We start from the raw sequence: 19,941 nt of genomic DNA, 5'->3' as shown, positions 1-19,941 counted from the left end.
GCGGGAAGGCAGCTGCGCGGCCCTATGTGGCCGAGATGCACGCTATGCCCTACCCCGCTGAGCAGCACTGCCGATGTAGTTCAATGGTAGAACATCAGCTTCCCAAGCTGAATACGCGGGTTCGATTCCCGTCATCGGCTCCACCTAAACACCCCATTGTGATACCCCGCTTGGTTTGACCGGACGGCGTATCGGAAGGGGTGTTTTTGCTTGTTATGGCCGGTTCCCTAGCGCTGGTACGGCACCCGCTATATCGGCGTGTTGGCCCGCCAAGCTCCCACAGACAAATCGAATGTGCACGGCATTGTTAGCTAGCTCGCCTATCGCGGTGACTATGTAGCCTAGATGTATCACCACGCCTCCGACGCAGATTACTCCACACATGGGTGAGGAACGATGATGCAGGACACGATGACATGGCCCTCATTGAGACAACTAAGAGGACGGCTGATCATCCTCCTCGGTGCCGTTGCTATGGTGTGCGGCTGTGCGAATAACGATGCTCCTATGCACTCTGAAAAGATCGTCGACTGGACGAAGTATGAGGTCACAGGGGCGAATGAGGTGACTTTCACTGTCACCACCGGCGATCCGAAATGTTTTGGACTTCGAAGCGCAGTGAAGGAATCTCAGGATTCTCTCGAGGTGGCAATCGTAGAGGGTGTTCGCCCGAACCCACCGAAAGAATGCACCGCAGTAGGACGGATCGAAGAAATTAGTGTGACGACTGAATTTCCAGCACGCAGCCTGGACATTCGCACTATGCCACCGGAGGAAGTCGGACTTAATAATCAACCATCGTGGGAGTACACCACCAATGGACTACACCGGTGTAGCTCATGCACTGTGTGGGATATGCCTACATGACCATCGGGTTCTTCGCGGAGAATACAGCTCCTTCTTTTCCTCAGCATGTCTCCGCTATCGATCTATCTGGGAGTTCTTATCAGTGCTCTAGTTGCCGACCTAGGTGCGATAGCATCGGATGACTGGGGGAATTATTCCTTGCCATAGGCACACGGACGGCACAGCCACAGCGGCGTGCCAGCGGCTCATACCTCACCTTCGCTATACGTATTTACGCCCCCTCGCACAGGTGCGCACGCTGGATCTGCTCCGCCGTTAAGCCCAGATCCTCCAGATGTGCACGGCTATAACAGCTGAAGTCATTGGTGTCCTTGCCATCTGGGTTGATCGTGTGCCACGAGTCCCCGCTCCAGTGGGCAATGTGCACAGACCCCGTGTTGGGCCTCCCATAACGGGCAAAACTCTCATCGCAATACAGCACGCTCAGACCCCCTACCCAGTCCACGTCTGCGCGTAGCTTGTCCATGTCACACCTCTGCGCAAGAGAGATAGTAGGTTCGCGTTCCGCCTCCTGCTGCGCACTAGTGCTGGCCGGTGCGGCAGAGCTGCGGCTACGAACACTCGTTTCGGTAATGGTTTCCGTGACGGTGACAGACTCGGGCACGGACTCAGACGCGGACTCGGAGGCAGTCCCGGAGGCAGTCGAGTCTTCAGAAGAGGACGGCAGAGCGGAGCAGCCGGCTATAAGCATGAGCGCGGTACCGCCGCCAAGGATGCTTTTCCAGACAGAAGAAATACTCAGCATGATTTCAGCTTAAGACCCTGGGCCGGCATATGCCCGCATACAGCGTGATTATTTCCCGCGCACACCGCGGAAGTAACTACCCACCACAGAGTCAGGAATAACTTCCAGCGCGATACATCACCCCAGATGGCGCATTCCGTCCATACACTTAGCCGCATTGGGGACATGTCCCTATTGTTTTTCTCGCCCGCACCTACCCCCGTATGGCAGCACTTCGGAACGCCTAGAACGCCCCGCGCAGCATAGAGTGGCAAAAAACACACATACGCATGCCTAACCTCGCCACCAGCACAAATATTTCTGGCGCGCACAGTATTTTCAACGCACACGTCCTATGTGCTTAGGCTAACGATCTCTCTGGCAGGGAATATGGCAAGCCTTTGCTATTATCTAAGACGCCCATGTGGGACTCTTATAGATCCCACATTTTGTACGCCGCGCGCCAGCCTATTCAGTGTGACCAAAATCGTCACATGGACACGCTGAGCGCACAACCCTAAGGAACGACCATATGCGCCGTTTAACCGCCACCATCGTCGCCGCTGCAGTGGGCCTCTCTCTGGCCAGCTGCTCCAGCGGAGGTGACGCCCCCGAGGAGTTCGATAAGGACTCTCCCGATGTTGTGAATGTCTACTCCTCCCGTCACTATGACGTGGACAAGGAGATCTACGATCGCTTCGAAAAAGACACCGGCATCGAAATCAACGTTGTCGAGGGCAAAGCTGACGAGCTGATCGAGCGCGTCAAGCGTGAGAAGTCCAACCCCGCAGCTGACGTGTTCCTCACCGTGGGCGCCGAGTCCATCTACCCCCTCAACGAGGAGGGCATTCTTGGCGACTCCATGACCCCCGAGATCGAGAAGTCGATCCCCGAGAACTTCCGCGGCGACAACTGGATGGGCATTGTTTCTCGTGCCCGCGTGCTCGCCTATAACAAGGAGACCGTGGATCCGGAGGAGCTCAACTCCTACGATGCGATCACCGAGCCGAAGTTCGAGGGCAAGGTGCTCGCACGCTCCTCCAGCTCTTCCTATAACCAGGCTCTGCTGTCCTCCTTCGTCGCCCTGAACGGCGAGGATGAGGCCAAGGAGTGGGCTCAGGGCGTAGTGGACAACTTCGCTCGCGACCCCAAGGGCAATGACCGCGACCAGGCCAAGGCAGTGGTTGCAGGCGAGGGCGACGTCGCCATCATGAACTCCTACTACTGGGCACTGATGAACCGTTCCTCCGATCCCGAGGAGCGCAAGGTCTCGGAGCAGATCGGGCTTGCTTTCCCCGAGAACACCCACCTGAACATCAGCTACGCTGCAGTCCTCGAGGGTGCGAAGCACGCGGACAACGCCAAGACCTTCCTCGAGTTCCTGGCCAGCCCGGAAATCCAGGAACTGATCGCTGAGGAGAACGGCGAGTTCCCGATGAACCCGGAGGCTAAGCTTCCTGAGATCCAGGCATCCTGGGGCGAGTTCACCCCGCAGGATCTCGACTTCGCTACCTTCGGCAAGGAGCGCCCCGTCGCCACCCGCATTTTCGATGAGGTTGGCTGGCAGTAGTGTTCCGCCTATCCACTCCTGTAGATAGAAAGCCGGAGTAAGTGACGGCCAAACGTTTAGTGCCTGCCCGCGGGCAGGCACCCTGGCTCGTGCTGAGTCTGACGGTAGTAGCGCTCATGCTACTACCGCTTCTTGGCATTTTGTCAGGCCTACTTTCCCCTGTTTCCGACACCTGGCGGCATATTCAGAACACGCTGCTGCTGGGCTATATCAAAGAAACCACCATCGTGGTCATCGGCGTGCTGGCGATCACCTGCTCGCTGGCCTCCGCGCTCGCGTGGTTTATCACTGCCACTGAGTTCCCCGGCCGGAGGTTCCTCAGCATCGCCCTCGTGGTGCCGCTGGCAATCCCGCCCTATATCGGTGGCTACACCTATGTGGCCATGACCAGCTACACGGGCACCATTCAGGTCTTTGCCCGCGAAAGACTGGGCATTGATATCCCGCCCTCGCTGATGGACATTCAAAATGTCCCCGGCGCCATCGTGATGTTCTCGCTCTTCCTCTACCCCTATGTGTATCTGGTGGTGCGAGCCTTCTTGGATCGTCAAGCCGGTGGACTCATCGAGGCCAGCCGCGTGCTGGGCGCGGGCCCCATTCGCACCTATTTTCAGATCATTCTGCCGCTCACCCGCAATGCGGTGATCGCGGGTGCCACCCTGGTGGCCTTCGAGGTGCTCTCGGACTATGGCCTCTCGCAATACTTCGGGCTGAATGTCTTTACCACCGCCATCTTTAAGAGCTGGCTGGGTTTTCAGGACGTGAATTCGGCGCTGAAACTCGCGGGCATTCTGCTGCTGGTGGTCACAATCATCAGCGTCGGCGAGAAGGTAATGCGCGGTTCCCGCTCTGCTGCCTATTCTTCGGGCCGAGTCACGCCCATTACTCGCCGCACCCTGCAGGGCCCCAGCAAATGGCTGGTCATGCTGCTGAGCTGGGGAACATTGGCGTTTGCCCTGCTCATCCCGGTGGCACAGATGACCTATTGGGCGATTCTCTCGCTGCCCAATATCCGCACCGAGGGGATGCTCGAGGATGCGATCACCACCGTGTGGGTCGCCGGCATCGGCGCGGCACTGACCACAGTATTCGCTGTCATTGTGGCGAATAACCAGCGGCTGTGGCCCTCGCGGACCTCACGCTTTTTGGCCCGCATCACGGTGATGGGCTACTCGGTGCCCTCCACAGTGATCGCCCTAGCGATCCTGTCGGTGGCACTGTGGATCGATTCCCACTCGCCGCTGCAGCTCATGCTCTCGCCGACGATCGTGATTGTGGCCTATGTGATCCGCTACCTGGCGGTAAGTATGCAATCGGTGGAATCCGGTTTCGAGCGCACCGGCGTGCGCTTCCACGAATCCGCCCGCATGCTGGGCACCGGCCCGACGCGAGCATTCTTCCGCGTGGACATGCCCATGATCTCCACCGCCCTGGTGGGAGCCTTCCTCTTGGCGTTCATTGACATGGTGAAGGAGCTGGCGATCGTGCTGATCCTGCGCCCCTTCAACTTCTCTACCCTCGCCACGCGCGTCTTTGAATACGCCAATGATGAGAAGATCCCGGAGAGCTCTCTGGCCTCGCTCATGATTGTTCTCATCGCCGCCTTGCCGCTGCTGGTGTTGTTGTGGCGACAAAAAACCACCACTACGACCAGCGAGGACGACAGCTCCGCTTCTTCCGCAAAGCTTGAAGGGTCTACCCATGACTAATACTTCCTCCTGCCCCACGATTACGCTGCGCGATGTGTGCTTCAGCTATCCCGGGTCTGAGACTCGGCAGTTGGATAATTTCAACCTCGAAGCCCCCGCTGGGGAATGCACCGCGCTCCTAGGGCCCAGTGGCTGCGCCAAAACAACGGCGCTGCGCCTGATCGCGGGCCTCGAGCAGCCCAGCTCGGGATCGGTATATATGGATGAGACCCTGCTGGCGGGCCCGGGGGTATTTGTGCCCCCGGAAAAGCGCGCCATTGGCTTGGTATTCCAAGACTATGCGCTCTTTCCGCACCTCACGGTGCGCGCCAATATTGCTTTCGGTCTGCGCAAGATGAACCGCGCAGACACCAAGGACCGGGTGCAGGCCATGCTCGCCGCGGTCGGCCTTGAAGGCTATGACAAGCGCTACCCACACGAGCTTTCTGGTGGGCAGCAGCAGCGCGTGGCGCTGGCGCGTGCCCTCGCCCCCTCGCCGCGGGTGCTGCTTTTGGATGAGCCCTTCTCTAATCTCGACACCGCCCTCCGCGGCCAGGTGCGCGATGAGGTGGCCGCCATCATCGAGCAGTACAGCGTCACCAGCGTGTTGGTCACCCACGACGAGCAAGACTCTGCCCGTCTCGCCCAGCACACGGTGCGCATGACGCCCGTGGGGAGCTAAGCCCCCAGGGAGGCGTCGATAAGCGGCGTGGTGGCCTTAGACCATCCGCCGCTGCGCAAGCCACGCCACCACGCTTGTCGACGCCTTCCACAGCACAATGCCCGCGAGGAAGCAGAGCGGCACCGTGAGGAACTCGCTTAAGGGCTGAGCCAGAATATCGAACTGGATCAGATAGATATACAGCGAGGCCGAGGCAATCAACCCCACTGGGCGCACAATCGCGCGCGGTACCGGCAGGCGCACCTCGGAGAGCAAAATCGCGCTCACCACCATCACATATACCCACTGGGTGACGTACTCGAATAGCGTCACCGAACCGGCCACGAGAATGGCCGCGGCGATGAGCTTCTGGCGGCGACTGCGCGCCTGCGAGATCATGATGCCGGCAGCAATGAACCAGATCGCTCCCGGCGGCTCGAATCGGGTCTGGACGATATCCCACGCCCCGACGGCGAAACGCACGATGAGAAACAGGCCGGTGAGCACACAGGCGGTGACGAAGGGCTCATGCCGGTAGCGGCGATACACCGCAGGGATGGCCAACAGCCCCATGATCAGAATCAAGCCCAGCACATAGGTCTCGATAAACCACAAGGATCCACTGGCGCCTTCACTGGGGAATAACCAGTGGATAAAGAGCAGGTTGCTCAGCCCATATCTGCCCGTGGTCGCCATGCCCACCAGCACCAACAGCACTGTGGGCAGCACCACCGCTAGGAGGGAGCGGGCCGTGGCGCGCAGTCGCGTGGTCGAGCTCAGCATAGTCAGGCCAAAGCTGCCCAAGGCCGCGCCGGCGATCACCAAGAGGGAGTGGGCGCCGCCCATCAAGAAGGTAAAGGTGGTGGCGTGGCCCAGCACGATGGTTATGGCGCAGATGGCGCGCAGCACCAGCGAAGAATCAAGCCAGATCAGCGAGGACGGAGCCTGGCCCTCAGCTCCACGCTGCGTGCCTGCGGCCGTTGCTGAGCTGTGCTGAGACTCTGCATTATCGAGCAGCTCCGCGAGGGGAATATGGTGCCAGCCAGTGGGCAATTCCACCCCGGCGCGAGCAAATGCCATCGCCACCGGCACAAAGCTCATGGAACTGCCGCCATTGTCCACGAAGGAGAGGTCGCGGCGCACCGCGCTCGGCACGGTGCCGAGGGCCTGGGCGATGGCCTCAATCACCGACTCCACGCCCGCGGCGCTGCGCGCACCGGCGCCGGCAGCGGGCTGTGTTTCAGTGTCCTGGTCGGCGCCGGCGGCAGCATCGGCTAGCTCGGCGCAGCGGCGGCGATCAAGTTTGCCATTATCGATCAGGGGGAAGGTGGGCACAACCACCACGCGGATGAAGGCCGGGGTGAGTCCAGTGCGGGCGCAGAGCTCCTTTTCGATCTCTGCGGCATCGGGTTCTTCCTGCGAGGTTTGTTCATCGACCGCCACGCGCAGGGCGGTATCATCACCGGTCACGCAGGCGGCGAGGCCCGCCTCGGCGAGCCAGCCACGCACCTGCTCGCAGGAGATGCGCAGGCCCGCGAGTTTCACAAAGTCCGAGGAGCGCCCAGTGATGCGCAGGATCTCCTCTGTTGTGGGCGAGTCCACCTGCACCAGCTCTCCCAGATCCCCGGTATGAAGTTCCTCAATGGTGCGGCCGGTGCGCAGATCCTCTGGGCATTCGGCGTAGCCGAGCATGACCGAGGGGCCGCTAAAGATGAGCTCGCCGGATTCGCTGATCCGCATGGAGTGCCCGACCAGTGGCGCGCCGGCCGCCTCGGGATAGTCGGCCATGAGCTCCGGCGGCATGATACTCATGCGGGCGGTGGCCTCGGTTTGGCCGTACATCACCCGGAAATCCGTGTCGTGTTCGGCCAAAAAGCTGTGCCACCATTGCACATCGGATGTATCCAGCTTGCCGCCGGCCTGGTACACCAGACGCAGTTGAGTCAAGCTCTCGCCGCCATCGGCGGTGCGCAGCACCTGCAGCATGTGCGGCACCACGCCCACATTGCTCACCCCATAGCGCTGCAGCGCGGCAGCGAAGTCCGGACCCGCCACCGAGCACTCCTCCACGGCGATACTCGCCCCGCAGAAGAGATGGGAGTTCAGCACGGACAGCCCGAAGGAGTAGTGCAGCGGCAGCAGGGTGATCGCGCAGTCCTCGGACTGCAGCCCCAGCCCCTGCACGATGGCGTGGGCATTCGCCCGCAGGTTCTCCAGGCTCAATTTCACGAGCTTTTTCGCCCCCGTGGAGCCCGAGGTAGACAAGAGCACCGCGATATCGGGGTGCAGGGGCTCGCCCAGCTGTTCCTGGCGCGGCAGCAGCTGGCCTGTGGCCGGATCGATGCTGGCCGCGGGGCAATAGGTGCGCAGGATCTCCGCATAGGGGCCATCATCAGCATCGGCGTTTGTCCCCGCTGTGTCTGCGGTGAGCAGGATCGGCATCTTCGCCGCCAGCGCCGCGAGATATGACACCACAGCCTCGCGGGTGGGGCGGAAGGACAGGTGCAGCAGCGTGCCGGGCTCATAGCGCTGCAGGAATTCCTCCGCACGCCGCTGCGTCGCCTCCTCAAGCTCCCGATAGGTGAGCTCGCCGGAACTCGTGCGCAGGGCGATATCACTAGGCCGATACGATCCAGCCACTCCTTCCAGCAGCGGCGCAGTGCGTGCGAGGGACACAAGATCTCCTTCCACCGTGCCCCTGTCCGCGCCACCCCTCGATCGGCGCAGGGCGAGGCGCTGGTGCATAAGAGAGGCACCCAGCTCGTTCTCAGTTAACCCTAAAATAACCTAGGCAAGGCGTTCCTGCCTAAAAGTGTTGGGAAGGTTGCACATATCTACGCCGGCAGCACCCCGCCGCTTGTGGACATCTCAGCATGTCAGAGAGGGCCACCCCAGTGCCGTTTTATGCATGTGTTCATGCCCACTCTTCTGCTCCGCTACCCGCTCACGCTTATCGACGCAGTCCTCGCGGCCCCGCCCCTCGCCGCACGCAATGGCGGAGGATGGGTGCCTTATCTGCTCGCGGCTGTGACTTTCCGAGCCATGAAGGCAAAAAGTGCGCCCGCGACGTTGTGCCACACGGCGGCGATCGCACCGGGGATGGCCGCCTCGGGCGAAAAGAACTTCGCCGACATGCCCGAGGCCAGGCCTGCGGACTGTGTGGCGACCTCGATGGCGGTGGTGCGGCAGGCTGGCTCCGGCATCTTTAGTACCCGCGCCGAGAGGTAGCCGAGAATATAGCCCAGCAGGTTGTGCAGCACCACGGCCACGAACACAATCACGCCCACATCCACGAGCTTCTCGGAGGCCTTTGCCACCGAGGGAAATACCACCACGCCGATGCCGAGAATCGATAGCCAGGGCAGCGCCGGCAGGATGCGATCCACGAAGCTATTAAAGAAGAAGCGAATGAGCAGCCCGCCGATAACGGGAAAGAGCACGGTTTGGGCGAGCATCCACGCAATGCTGGGGCCGTCCACGGGTGTCTCGGCATGGGCCAGAGTCAGCATGATGATGGGCGTGACGAGCGGAGACAGCAGCGTCGACACCGATGTCATCGCCACCGACAGCGCCACATCCCCCTTTGCCAAGTAGGCGACCACATTGGAGGCCGTGCCGCCAGGCACCGAACCCAGCATCAACAGCCCCACGGACAGCGCCGGATTCAGCCCCAGGAGCCGAGCCACAGCCACCGCGATCAGCGGCATGATGACAAATTGCGCCACCACCCCGATCGCGATGGGCCACGGCCGACGCACCACTTCTTTGAGGTCGGGGATAGTCAGGGTCAGCCCCATGCAGAACATGATGAAAATCAGCGCCGGGGTGATATAGGCGGCAATCGGCATCACCGGCTCGGGAAAGAAAAAGGCAAGCACCGCGCCTGCCAAGATGAAAGCAGGGAACGCCCACACCGCAATAGCCGCAGAGCGCTCCTCTGCGGCCATCGCCTGAGCCCCTACGCCATAGTGATCTACATCCTTGTCCTGTGCACGCATGTTCTCACTATAAGAGATGCATTTTCTACCATGCGAGATAGCCTCGGATATATGCGTCGCTCGCGAATATAGTGCCTGCTCACGGCGGGTCGCTCAGCTGCGCTCGCTCCCTCTACCCGCCTCAGTTCCTCGCGCCGGCTGTCGATACCACCACCGGGGAACCATCCACATGATGGATATCTACCCGCGCCCCGTAGAGCTCGCCTACACGCTCAGAGGTAAGCACCTCAGAAGGGGTTCCCGTGGCCACGATGTCCCCCTCGTGCATAGCGATCATGCGGTGACAGTAGCGGGCCGCGAGATTGATGTCATGCAGCACCATCACCACGGTCAGGCCGGTACTCGCATTCCGCTGCGCTACCGCCTCCATCAGGGCCACTTGATGCGTCCGGTCGAGATAGGTAGTCGGCTCATCCAACACCAGCAGCGGAGTGTCCTGGGCCAGCGCGCGGGCAAGCCACACACGCTGGCGCTGACCACCAGATAACTGTCCGAGCGGTCGCTGCCGCAAAGCCGTGACATCAGCCAGCGCAAGCGCGCCCTCCACAGCCTCTTCATCCTCCCTACTCCACGAGTGCAGACCGCGGCGGTGCGGATGACGCCCAGCAATCACCACATCCTCCACGGAAAACCCCTCCAAAGCCGCCGACTGCTGCGACAACACCGCGATACGCCGGCCCCGCTGCTGCGGGCTCAAGTCATGTACGGTGCGTACCGCAGCAGCCTCGGCGGCGCCGTCCAGCGTCAGATCCACAGTTCCGGTCTGCGGGGCCATAATGCCCGTGAGGGTACGCACGAGCGTGGATTTGCCGCAGCCATTGGGCCCGATCACCCCGGTAATCATGCCCTGCGGTATCGCCAGGGAAAGATCCTCCGAGACGGTGGTCTCGGCATATCCGGTACGGATATTGCTGGCCTTGAGCGCCGGCGGCGGGGCGCTCTCGCTCGGAGCCGTCACCCCACACCCCAGATGCGGTACCAGCACGGTGCGCTCCCGCCCAGCAAGGAAATGGCAATCGAGGCCGAAAACCTCGTGGTGCAGCTCGCGGTTGAGCACCTCAGCGCACGGCCCCGAGGCGACAATCCGCCCAGCACGCATCACCACCACAGAATCGGCCACATGGGCGGCGGAGTCGACGTCGTGAAGCACCACAATCACCCGGATACCGCGCGCGGCGATCGCCGATATGAGCTCAAGAACGCGCTGCTCGCCACCAATATCGAGATAACTGGTGGGCTCGTCCAAAAATACGATCGGGGTGGTCTGGGCAAGCGTCATGGCGATCCAGGCCCGCTGCTGCTGGCCGCCGGAGAGCTCCTCCATGAGGTGATCCGCCAGCTGGGTGATGCCACACTGTTCGAGCGCATCGTCCACGGCCTGCATATCCGCGTCGGTGTGCGGCTGAAATAGCCCCTGATAGGGAAAACGCCCCTTGGCCACCACATCGCGCACACTCATACCGCTGGTAGGAACGCCGTGCTGGCCCAAGACCGCCACCTGCCGGGCCGTGGCCTTTTTGGACATGCGGGCGATATCGTTTCCGTCGATCCACACGGCGCCACCGCTGGGGCGTAGCAGCCGCGATAGCGTGCGCAATAGCGTGGACTTGCCGCAACCATTCGGCCCGATCAGCGCTGTGACGCCATCACCAATACGCAGGTTAAGGCCCTCGATCACGGCCTCGCCGCGGCGGTTATAGCGGACGGTGAGATCCTCGGCCCGGATACCCGCCTCCATGGGCTGCTCAGAGCTGGAGTCGTGGTGCTTCATGCGCGCTTCCTTTGCACGAGAGTGAACACAATGAGGAAGTAGGGGGCGCCGATGGCGGCGATGATCACGCTCACGGGCACGGCAACGGGGAAGAAATTCGCGCCGACGACGTCGGCAAGCATCGTGAGCACTCCCCCGCACACGCCGGTAAGAAGCAGCGAGAGCCCAGTAATCTGCCCCACCATCAGGCGCACGATATGCGGCACCACCAGCGCCACAAAGCCAATGAGCCCGGCGACGGTGACCGCGAGGGCCGCCAACCAGCACCCCAGGGCGATGAGAATGATGCGCACCCGGCCCACATGCACGCCACTGGTGGCCGCACAATCCTCCCCAAGCGCGATAATGCGCACCGAGCGGCTGTACCAGAGCACGAAGGGCACAGCCACCGCAAGACCGAAGGCAATGAGCGAGACATCGGACCACCGGGCGCGCGAGAGCGAACCAATGAGGAGATTATCGGCCCAGATGACGTCCTTGATGGGGAAACGCCGCACCATATAGGCCTCCACGGCGGTGAGGAAGGTCTGCACGCCGATTCCCACCAGCACCATGCGGTTGGGATCAAGCCGCTCCCGCTTCGCCAGCAGATACACCACCGCCGTGGTGAGCACGGCGCCGCTGAACACGGCAAAAGGCAGGCCAGAAACGTTGTGGGTGAGCAGAATCCACACAAAGCCCGCTGCCCCCGCGCCGGAGGTCACGCCAATAATGTCTGGGGCCACGAGATCGTTGCGGGTCACCCCTTGGAAAACCGCGCCCGACATAGCCAGGGCGGCGCCCACCAAGAATCCGAGCAAGAGCCGCGGCAGGCGGAGCTGGAAGACCACAAATTCAGTTTGGGGATCCGCGCGAGACCACAGCGCCGTGGCCACATCGTTGAGCGCAAGGGGCATATCGCCGAGGGTCATGGCCACGATTCCCACGCCGAGGCCGAGCACAGCGCTCACCCCGAGGATGATCAGGGTGGGCAGGTGGATGCGCATGCTCCACCACGGGCCCCGCCACGCCCGCCAGGGGCCGCGGGTACGAGGAGGTGCTGTCATGACGCCACCTTCGAAGATTGACGAGCGATCAGGATGAAGAAGGGGGCGCCGAGCGCGCCCATCACGATGCTGGCTTCAAGCTCAGCGGGAAACAGCGCGAAGCGGCCCACAATATCGGCGGCGGTGAGCAGGCAGCCGCCCACGCCCGCCGAGAGCGCAATGCCCCATTCCACAGAGCCGCGCACCAAGGGGCGGACGATATGGGGAACCGCGAAGCCGACGAAACCGATAGGGCCGCAGATAGCGACGCTCGCCCCGGCCATCATCACCACCACGATGGAGGCGATCAGCCGGGTGCGGGCGGTGTGCACACCTGCGGCGGAGGCGACATCCTCGCCCATGGCCAGCATGCCGATACTGCGCGAGAGCAGCAGACACACCACGATGCCCACCAGGCACAGCACGATCGCCAGCGGAAAGTCCTGCAAGCGGCGGCCGCCGACGCCACCGACCATGATGTAGCGCACCGTTTCGCGGGTGCGTTCATCGCTGAACACCATGATCGAAGTCCACGTGGTCATCACCGTCCCGCCGATCATGCCTGCGAGCACGAGACGCACTGGGGAGGACTGCCCGCGGGTGCCCTGGCCGATGAGGATCACCAGCAGACCAGAGGCGAGCGCGCCCGCAATGGCCATGACGGTGAACTGCTGTGGACTATCGGCGCCAAAGAAGAACACTGCCGCGGTGATGCCACAGCCCGCTCCCGAGGACACACCGAGCACGAAAGGATCCGCCAAAGGGTTGCGCGTCACCGCCTGCATCACCGCCCCCGCCACCCCGAGAGTGGCGCCCACCAGCAACGCAATGATGGTGCGCGGAATACGCATATCCGTGACCACCGTGTGGTTATAGTCGCGGGCATCGTGGGCGGTGAAGGCCGCAATAATCTCCGCCGGGGTGATCGCCACCGATCCCACACTCACGCTGAGCACGGCAATCACGGCCGTGATGAGCAGCACCGCGAGCAAGGCGAGACCCCGACGCCGGCCCGCGCTGGGCGTGGGGGTAGGCGCCGGCGAGGACGGCGAGCGCTGCGCGAGCGTCACTGGTTCAGCCGTCACTGATCGAGGGAGCCGATGTGCTCGTCGAGATCATCCAGCATGGAGTTCGCCTCCATCACGGACTCGCCATTCCACACCGAGCCCACGAAGAAGGTCTGGTTATTCTTCACCGCCTCCAGCTGATTCCACAGCGGGTGGTTCTTCACCTGCTCGACATTCGCCAGGGTGGCCTTGTCTCGATCGTCCTGTTCCGCAGGATCCTCGTGCACCTGCACCACCACGAACATGATGTCGGCGTCCGCTTCCTGCAGCCGCTCCGGCGAGAGCGGGAAGGCCTCAATGGATTCGCCATTGGTGGCCGCCTTTGTCGCCGCGAGATCAAGGTCTTGGTTGTCGGGGCGCTGAATTCCCACATCATCGAGCACGCCACCGGCAAAGGAGCTCTTGGTGTAAATGATGAGATTATCGTTGCGAATGCGGAGTACCGAGACCGTTTTATCCTTGAGGTACTCGCCGTGCTTTTCTCGGAAGGCATCCACCCTCTCGTGATAGTCGTCCAATAGCTCCTCGGCTTTGTCTTCCTTATTCATCACGCGGGCGAAAAAGCGCAAGGTGTCATCCCAGCGATGCTTGCGCTCATCGCCGGAGGTGATCACCACGGTCGGTGCGATCGCGGCGAGGGTCTCGCGGTAGTCATCATCGCGGGGAGTGGCGGCGATGATCACATCAGGCTCGAGAGACATGACCTTCTCAATATTGAGCTCGCGCTCATTGAGGTCGACGACATTCTCCTCCTGCAGCCGGCTCAACACATCCGGATAGGAGTAGAGATCGACTTCCATGTTGGCAATACCCACGGGAGTGATGCCCAGCGCCACCATCGAGGTGATGCCCTTGGTGGACACGAGGCGCTGCGGGTCCTGCGGGATGGCGATCTCTCGCCCCACATCATCGGTGAAGGTGCGGGTCTGCGCATCGCTGCCCTGGGCCGAGGAGTCGGAGCCCGCATCCTCCGCAGGGGTCACGCCCGAATCATCCGAGCAGGCTGCCAGCACGGTGCCGGCACCAAGCCCGGCGGCACCGAGCCCGAGAGAGGTGAGGAAATGACGACGACTAAAGGAGCTGAGCTGTTCGGCCACGCTGTCCCTTTCATAGGTCACAAAAACATAACGGATAAATGTAGGCTAACCATAACCACAGCTGAAAATGTGAAGCAAACCCCTTTTCTTTCGCTGCACCCACGCACACATACTCATGCGTAGCCATGGATAGCCATGGCATGCCTTTATGCCCAGCACAGCGGGGCACCTACCCCACACAGCCCTCTGCGAAGAACCGAGTCGTGCACTTGTCTGCTTTCCCAGATTGCTCTCTAGCGCACTACTTTTCCTTGCCTCACGCCGCCCCAGCTGCCCACATTTTCCGATCGCTCCCGCTGCGACGGATGCGCCGCCGTCCGCGAGACGCCACAGCCACGAATACGACCGACCGCCACTGCCCCTGTCGCCGCACGGGGGTGCCGCACGGGGGTGGCTAACCTGAGAAGCCTAGCTAAGGGCAGCCTTCGCAAACTTTGCTAACTCAGCCATGTTCAGCAAGGACTCCTTAATGAAAATTGGCACTGTCAAGCGTTCCTGAGAGTCCGCACATAACGATTCACAGTTATGGCAGACACACTGCCCCTAGTGGTTTGGTGGGCCTCACACCCCGCCGCGTTGTGGCCGAGGCCAGCACCGATGCCCCTCGATCAGGCGCGCCCAACCCCCAAGGAGTGGTTGATATGTCCGATACATTCACCGCCGCAGTAGCCACCGAGTTTGGCCCCAACCTCACCATCAGCGAGATCGATCTACCCAGCCCAGGCCGCAATGAGGCACTGGTCAAGCTCCACACCTCCGGCATTTGCCACACAGACCTCCACGCCGCCGAAGGCGACTGGCCGGTCAAGCCCGGCCTGCCCTTCGTTCCCGGCCATGAGGGCGTGGGCGAAGTAGTCGCCCTCGGCGAGGGAGACCACGCCGATATTGAGGTCGGCTCCATGGTGGGCAATGTGTGGCTCTGGTCCGCCTGCGGCACCTGCGAGTTCTGTCGCACCGGCCGCGAAACCTACTGCCCCAATGCCGAGTACGGCGGCTACACCGTCGACGGCTCCTTCGGCCAGTACATGCTGGTCGATACCCGCTACTGCGCCCGCATCCCCGAGGGCGCCGACCTCCTCGAGGTGGCACCCGTGCTCTGCGCCGGCGTCACGGTGTACAAGGGCCTGAAGGAAACTGAAACCCGCCCCGGCCAGTTCGTGGTGATCTCCGGCGTGGGCGGCCTCGGCCATATCGCCGTCCAGTACGCGGTTGCGATGGGTATGCGCGTGATTGCCGTCGATATTGCGGAGGACAAGCTGGAGCTAGCGACCAAGCACGGCGCGGAGTTCACCGTCAATGCCCGCGAGACCGACCCCGGCGAGGCCGTGCTGGACTACACCAAGGGCGGCGCGCATGGTGTGCTCGTCACCGCCGTGCATGAAGCAGCCTTCGGCCAGGCCATTCACATGGCGCGCAAGGGTGGCACCATCGTCTTCAATGGCCTGCCCCCGGGAGACTTCCCCGCTCCGATCTTCGACATCGTCTTCAAGGGTCTGACCATCCGCGGCTCCCTGGTGGGCACCCGCCAGGACCTCGCAGAAGCGCTCGACTTCTACGCCCGCGGCTATATTCACCCCACCGTGAGCGAGTGCAATCTCGAGGACGTCAACGATGTCTTTGAGAAGCTGCGCCACGGCGGCGTCGATGGCCGCATGGCCATCCGCTACTAACGATCCACCCCGGCACAACGCCGAACCAGGCAGTGGGCGTCAACAAGCGCATACAGATGCGCATCGACGCCCACTGCCTGCACGCGTGTGGGAACAATCACACATGCGAACATGCCCGCCGGAGCGGCGCCACAGGGGCACATATCCACACTAAGTGGAACACCCCCTTTCGGATGGGGCAAACGCCGCCCGGCTGAACCGCCTCCCATAATCGGTTCACCGACATCCCCCACACTCCCAGCTCACTCCCATTTACCACCCCCACTGCCCACATCGCGACACATGTTGGTGTGGGTTCTATCTACGGGCCAGCGAGGGCGGGTCACCGGCCGCGTTGCAGGTAGATGCCACTTTATGGCTAGAATCAAAGACTCATTAAGGAACTTAAGCTACACCCGTTGCGTTAAGGGTTGTGGATACTACGGCGCGGATACTGCGAGGCGCGCGAGCGATGAATCGTCTCGACACCACCTCGTCCTCGTGCCAGCAGCGCCGGCCCTGCTGCGCTAGGCGCAGTAGCCCGTGGCGCCCCTCGCCGCCGTGGTTGTCCGCCCATAGCTTCGTGTGTGCCGGCAGAATTAATGATATGCACCACGGCTGAGGCCTCCGTGTCTTCCGGCGGCGCCGCATCCGGCAGCCACCGCGGAGGGAGAGCGCAGCGCCGTGGCGACGTATCACCCACCCGAAGTGCCGGGCGCAGACAGACTGGCGTTGAAGCCAGTCGGGGATACACAGTGCTGAGGAGAGAGCATGTCAGACAGGGAGATCCACACGCAGAGCGAGGAACCCGCGGAGAGCACCCGCCAGTTCCCCGTTGCACCCGCCAGCGCTGCTACGGATACCGACACCGCACCACCTCACGAGGCGGCGGCCGCGGACGACTATGTGCTCGTGGCCGATGGGCTATCCGTGGTGGGCGAGGAAGGTCCGGTGTTCGGGCCCATTGACCTGCGCGTGCCCGATAACACCCTCGTGTTCCTCTCCGGCCGGGGCGGCTCGGGCCGTACCGCGCTCGCCCTCACCTTGGCGGGACGGATGAAGCCCACCGATGGCACCCTCACTGTCTTCGGCCATGACCAGCTCAAAGATATTCGCGATACCGTCGCCATTGCCGGGGTGGACGTTATTGATGCCCTCGACCGCGATGTGCGGGTGCGCGATGTGCTCACCGACCACCGCGCGTGGTGCCATGGCTGGTTCGGCTGGGTGCCCAAAGCCGATGACGCCTACCGCGAGGAGATCCTGTCGAAAGTCTACGGCAGCCGCTCGCTGCCGGATCTGAACCAATATGTCAGCCAGATCCCCGCACTGGATCGCATCCTCATCCGCATCGGCATGGCCCTGCACCCCGCCCACGATGAGAAGATTCGCCTGCTCATCCTGGACGATCTCGAGCAGGTGCGAGAGCTCAGCGACCGCGCCATTTTGCTCAGCGTGCTCAACCGCCTCTCCACGGAGATGACCGTGCTGGTGAACTCCGTGAATCCGCCGAGCGCGGCAACGCTGCCAGGCTCGCAGGTGATTGAGCTCTTCACCGACCGCGGACACATCGCCCCTGAGAGCAGCGGCGCCACCGACCAGCACCTCGAGGACCTGCTGGCGCGCTGGACCGCGCTGCGCCAGGGCGATCATCCCCAACCGCGCCACGCCAAGAGCGATACAGCGTCGACCACCACCGAGCCCACTACCACCAAGGAGGAGCAGTAAATGCTTGCCACATTTCATATCGGCAGCGAGCTTCGCCGCTTCGGGCGAGCCAAGCTGGGCAAGATCGCCATCGTGGCCATCTGCCTGCTTCCGCTGCTCTACTCCACGCTCTACCTGTGGAGCTTCTGGGATCCCTTCGGCCGTCTCGACCGCATGCCCGTCGCCCTCGTCAATGAGGACGCCGGCGCCGAGGTCGATGGCCAGCGTATCGACGCCGGCAAGCAGATCGAAGAGGGCCTGCTCGAGGATCAGTCCCTGGACTGGATCACCGTGACCGAACAGGACGCCCTCGAGGGCGTGAAAACCGGCGAATACTACTTTGCGGTGACCCTGCCGGAGAACTTCTCCCAGGCAGTGGCCTCTCCTACCTCCGAGAAACCGGAGAAGGCCCGCATTGTCACGCACTACAATGACGCCAATGGCTGGCTCTCCACGCTCATCGGCCAAAACGCCATGCGCCAGGTGCTCGCCGTGGTCTCCGACAAAATCGGCACCGAGGCCGTGGATAAGCTGCTGGTGGGCGTGGTCAACGCCAGCGAGGGCATTCAGCGGGCCGCCGATGGCGCCGCTCAACTGGATGATGGCGCCACCAAGCTCGACTCCGGGCTGGGCAAGATCCAGCAGGGCGCCGGCGATCTCGTTTCCGGCCTCGAGCGCAATAAGGAAGGCACCACCCAGCTGGTCGAGGGCACCGGTCGGCTTCGTGAAGGCGCCGATAAGCTGCAGGCCGGCTCGAGCGAGCTCGCCAATGGCACGGAGCGCCTAGTGGAGGGCACCAACCAGCTCAGTGGCGGGATCGACCAAGCCATCGGCAAACTCCAGAGCCTCACCGGCGAGGTGCACCACTATCACGCCACCGCCAGCGAAGCCTCCGAGATCCAGGGCTCCCTCGCCCAGGATCTGCGCGATCTTGCCGCGGCGATCCGCCAGATCCCCGATCCGCTGGCGCAGCAGACCGCCGGCCAGGTGGATCATATTGCGCACCGCGTGGACACCGAGGGCGTTGGCCCCCACTCCCCGCTGAAGCAGGATCTCGACCGGATCAATGGCATTGCCGCGGACATCGACCAGGGCAATCTGCCCGGCAAGCTCGGCGAGCTCGTGGGCGGTGTCAATCAGCTCAATGACGGCGCCCAGGCCCTCAACGATGGCGCCCACCGCCTCAACGCCGGTATCGGCGAGCTCGGCTCGGGTGTCACCCGGCTCGATGATGGCGCCAATAAGCTCAATGACGGCGCCACCCAGCTGCTCGACGGCGGCCGCAAACTTGATTCCGCTCTCACCGAGGCCAAGGACGGCTCCAGCAAGCTCTCCGCAGGCAGCAATGAGCTGGCCACCAAGCTCGGGCAGGCCGCAGGCGAGGCCCCGGACTGGTCGCCCGATCACCGCACCACCATGGCGGAGACCATCGGCGGGCCGGTAGAGATCAACCAGTCCAACTCCGGCGGGGAGAACACCTTCGGTGCCGGTCTGGCCCCCTTCTTCTTCTCGCTGGCGCTCTATATCGGTAGCCTCGTGAGCTTCCTGCTGCTGCGCCCGCTGCAGGCCCGCGCCGTGGCCGCCGGCATCTCCCCGCTGCGCGCCGCTATCGACGGTCTGGCCCCAGCCGGCCTGATCGCCATGATCCAGGCCATCGTGGTCGCTACCGCCACCGTGTTGGCGGTGCCGCTGGATCCGGCCACATTCTTCGGCCTCACCGTGTTCATGATGCTCACCGCGCTGGTCTTTGCCGCGATGAACCAAGTGCTCATCGTTCTCCTTGGGTCCGGCCCCGGCCGAGTGGCCAGTATGGCGCTGCTCATGGTGCAGCTCTTGGGCTCCGGCGGGCTCTACCCCGTGGAAACGGAACCGGACTTCTGGAGCTGGATCCACCCCTTCTTGCCCATGACCTACACCGTCAACGGCTTCCGCCAGACACTCTACGGCGACTTCGACGGCCGCATGCTGCAAGCAGTAATCGCGCTCTGCCTCTTCCTCACGATCTTCCTCGTAGGCACCGCCCTCGGTGCCCGGCGCGATAGAACGTGGACCATGAAGAAGCTGCATCCGCCCATCGATTTCTAGCCATCCCCTGCTCAGCACCGCCGCGGCCCTTC

The 19,941-nt window shown here is 62.7% G+C and carries 12 protein-coding genes and 1 tRNA gene; 7 read left to right on the top strand and 6 right to left on the bottom strand.

Translation table 11 applies throughout. The annotated features are described in order from the left end of the window. The first annotated feature begins 69 nt into the window (after positions 1-69). From KR227_RS08720 to KR227_RS08705, 4 genes are all read left to right on the top strand, one after another. Positions 70-143: transfer RNA gene (locus KR227_RS08720), tRNA-Gly, on the top strand. A 1,980-nt stretch (positions 144-2,123) separates the two neighbouring features. Next, positions 2,124-3,161, top strand: a complete 1,038-nt coding sequence (locus KR227_RS08715; protein WP_218364983.1) for an extracellular solute-binding protein — start codon at positions 2,124-2,126, stop codon at positions 3,159-3,161. 140 nt (positions 3,162-3,301) lie between these two features. Beyond that, positions 3,302-4,870, top strand: a complete 1,569-nt coding sequence (locus tag KR227_RS08710; protein ID WP_255549242.1) for an iron ABC transporter permease — start codon at positions 3,302-3,304, stop codon at positions 4,868-4,870. Beyond that, a complete protein-coding gene (locus KR227_RS08705) occupies positions 4,863-5,531 on the top strand; it encodes an ABC transporter ATP-binding protein (protein WP_151549635.1) in 669 nt (222 codons plus the stop codon). Before KR227_RS08710 ends, KR227_RS08705 begins: the two co-directional genes overlap by 8 nt. A gap of 36 nt (positions 5,532-5,567) precedes the next feature. Here the strand turns inward: KR227_RS08705 and KR227_RS08700 are convergent, their stop codons facing one another. From KR227_RS08700 to KR227_RS08675, 6 genes are all read right to left on the bottom strand, one after another. Further along, positions 5,568-8,186, bottom strand: coding sequence for an AMP-binding protein (locus KR227_RS08700; RefSeq protein WP_218364981.1), 2,619 nt, complete (start codon positions 8,184-8,186; stop codon positions 5,568-5,570). A 335-nt stretch (positions 8,187-8,521) separates the two neighbouring features. Continuing rightward, entirely contained in the window at positions 8,522-9,508 is a 987-nt protein-coding gene (locus KR227_RS08695; protein ID WP_218364980.1) for a bile acid:sodium symporter family protein, read from the bottom strand. A gap of 121 nt (positions 9,509-9,629) precedes the next feature. Next, positions 9,630-11,279: an ABC transporter ATP-binding protein gene (locus tag KR227_RS08690; RefSeq protein WP_218364979.1), complete on the bottom strand. Its 1,650-nt coding sequence runs from the start codon at positions 11,277-11,279 to the stop codon at positions 9,630-9,632. After that, entirely contained in the window at positions 11,276-12,325 is a 1,050-nt protein-coding gene (locus tag KR227_RS08685; RefSeq protein ID WP_218364978.1) for an iron chelate uptake ABC transporter family permease subunit, read from the bottom strand. Before KR227_RS08685 ends, KR227_RS08690 begins: the two co-directional genes overlap by 4 nt. Beyond that, on the bottom strand, positions 12,322-13,389 hold the full coding sequence (locus KR227_RS08680; RefSeq protein ID WP_218364977.1) for an iron ABC transporter permease: 1,068 nt from the start codon (positions 13,387-13,389) through the stop codon (positions 12,322-12,324). Before KR227_RS08680 ends, KR227_RS08685 begins: the two co-directional genes overlap by 4 nt. Continuing rightward, on the bottom strand, positions 13,386-14,468 hold the full coding sequence (locus tag KR227_RS08675; RefSeq protein ID WP_218364976.1) for an iron-siderophore ABC transporter substrate-binding protein: 1,083 nt from the start codon (positions 14,466-14,468) through the stop codon (positions 13,386-13,388). The genes KR227_RS08680 and KR227_RS08675 overlap by 4 nt, the downstream gene beginning before the upstream one ends. 641 nt (positions 14,469-15,109) lie before the next feature. Here KR227_RS08675 and KR227_RS08670 point away from each other — a divergent pair. From KR227_RS08670 to KR227_RS08660, 3 genes are all read left to right on the top strand, one after another. Continuing rightward, entirely contained in the window at positions 15,110-16,138 is a 1,029-nt protein-coding gene (locus tag KR227_RS08670; protein WP_218364975.1) for a zinc-dependent alcohol dehydrogenase, read from the top strand. Positions 16,139-16,888: 750 nt separating this feature from the next. Further along, complete coding sequence (locus KR227_RS08665; protein WP_218364974.1) at positions 16,889-17,845, top strand: ATP-binding cassette domain-containing protein; 957 nt, start codon at positions 16,889-16,891, stop codon at positions 17,843-17,845. Continuing rightward, the gene (locus KR227_RS08660; protein ID WP_218364973.1) at positions 17,846-19,909 is read left to right on the top strand and encodes a YhgE/Pip domain-containing protein; all 2,064 of its coding nucleotides are present in this window, start codon (positions 17,846-17,848) and stop codon (positions 19,907-19,909) included. Positions 19,910-19,941 lie beyond the last annotated feature (32 nt).

This window comes from Corynebacterium sp. TAE3-ERU30 (assembly GCF_019209925.1).
Lineage (GTDB): Bacteria > Actinomycetota > Actinomycetes > Mycobacteriales > Mycobacteriaceae > Corynebacterium > Corynebacterium megadyptis.
This window is presented reverse-complemented; position numbering and strand designations above follow the sequence as displayed.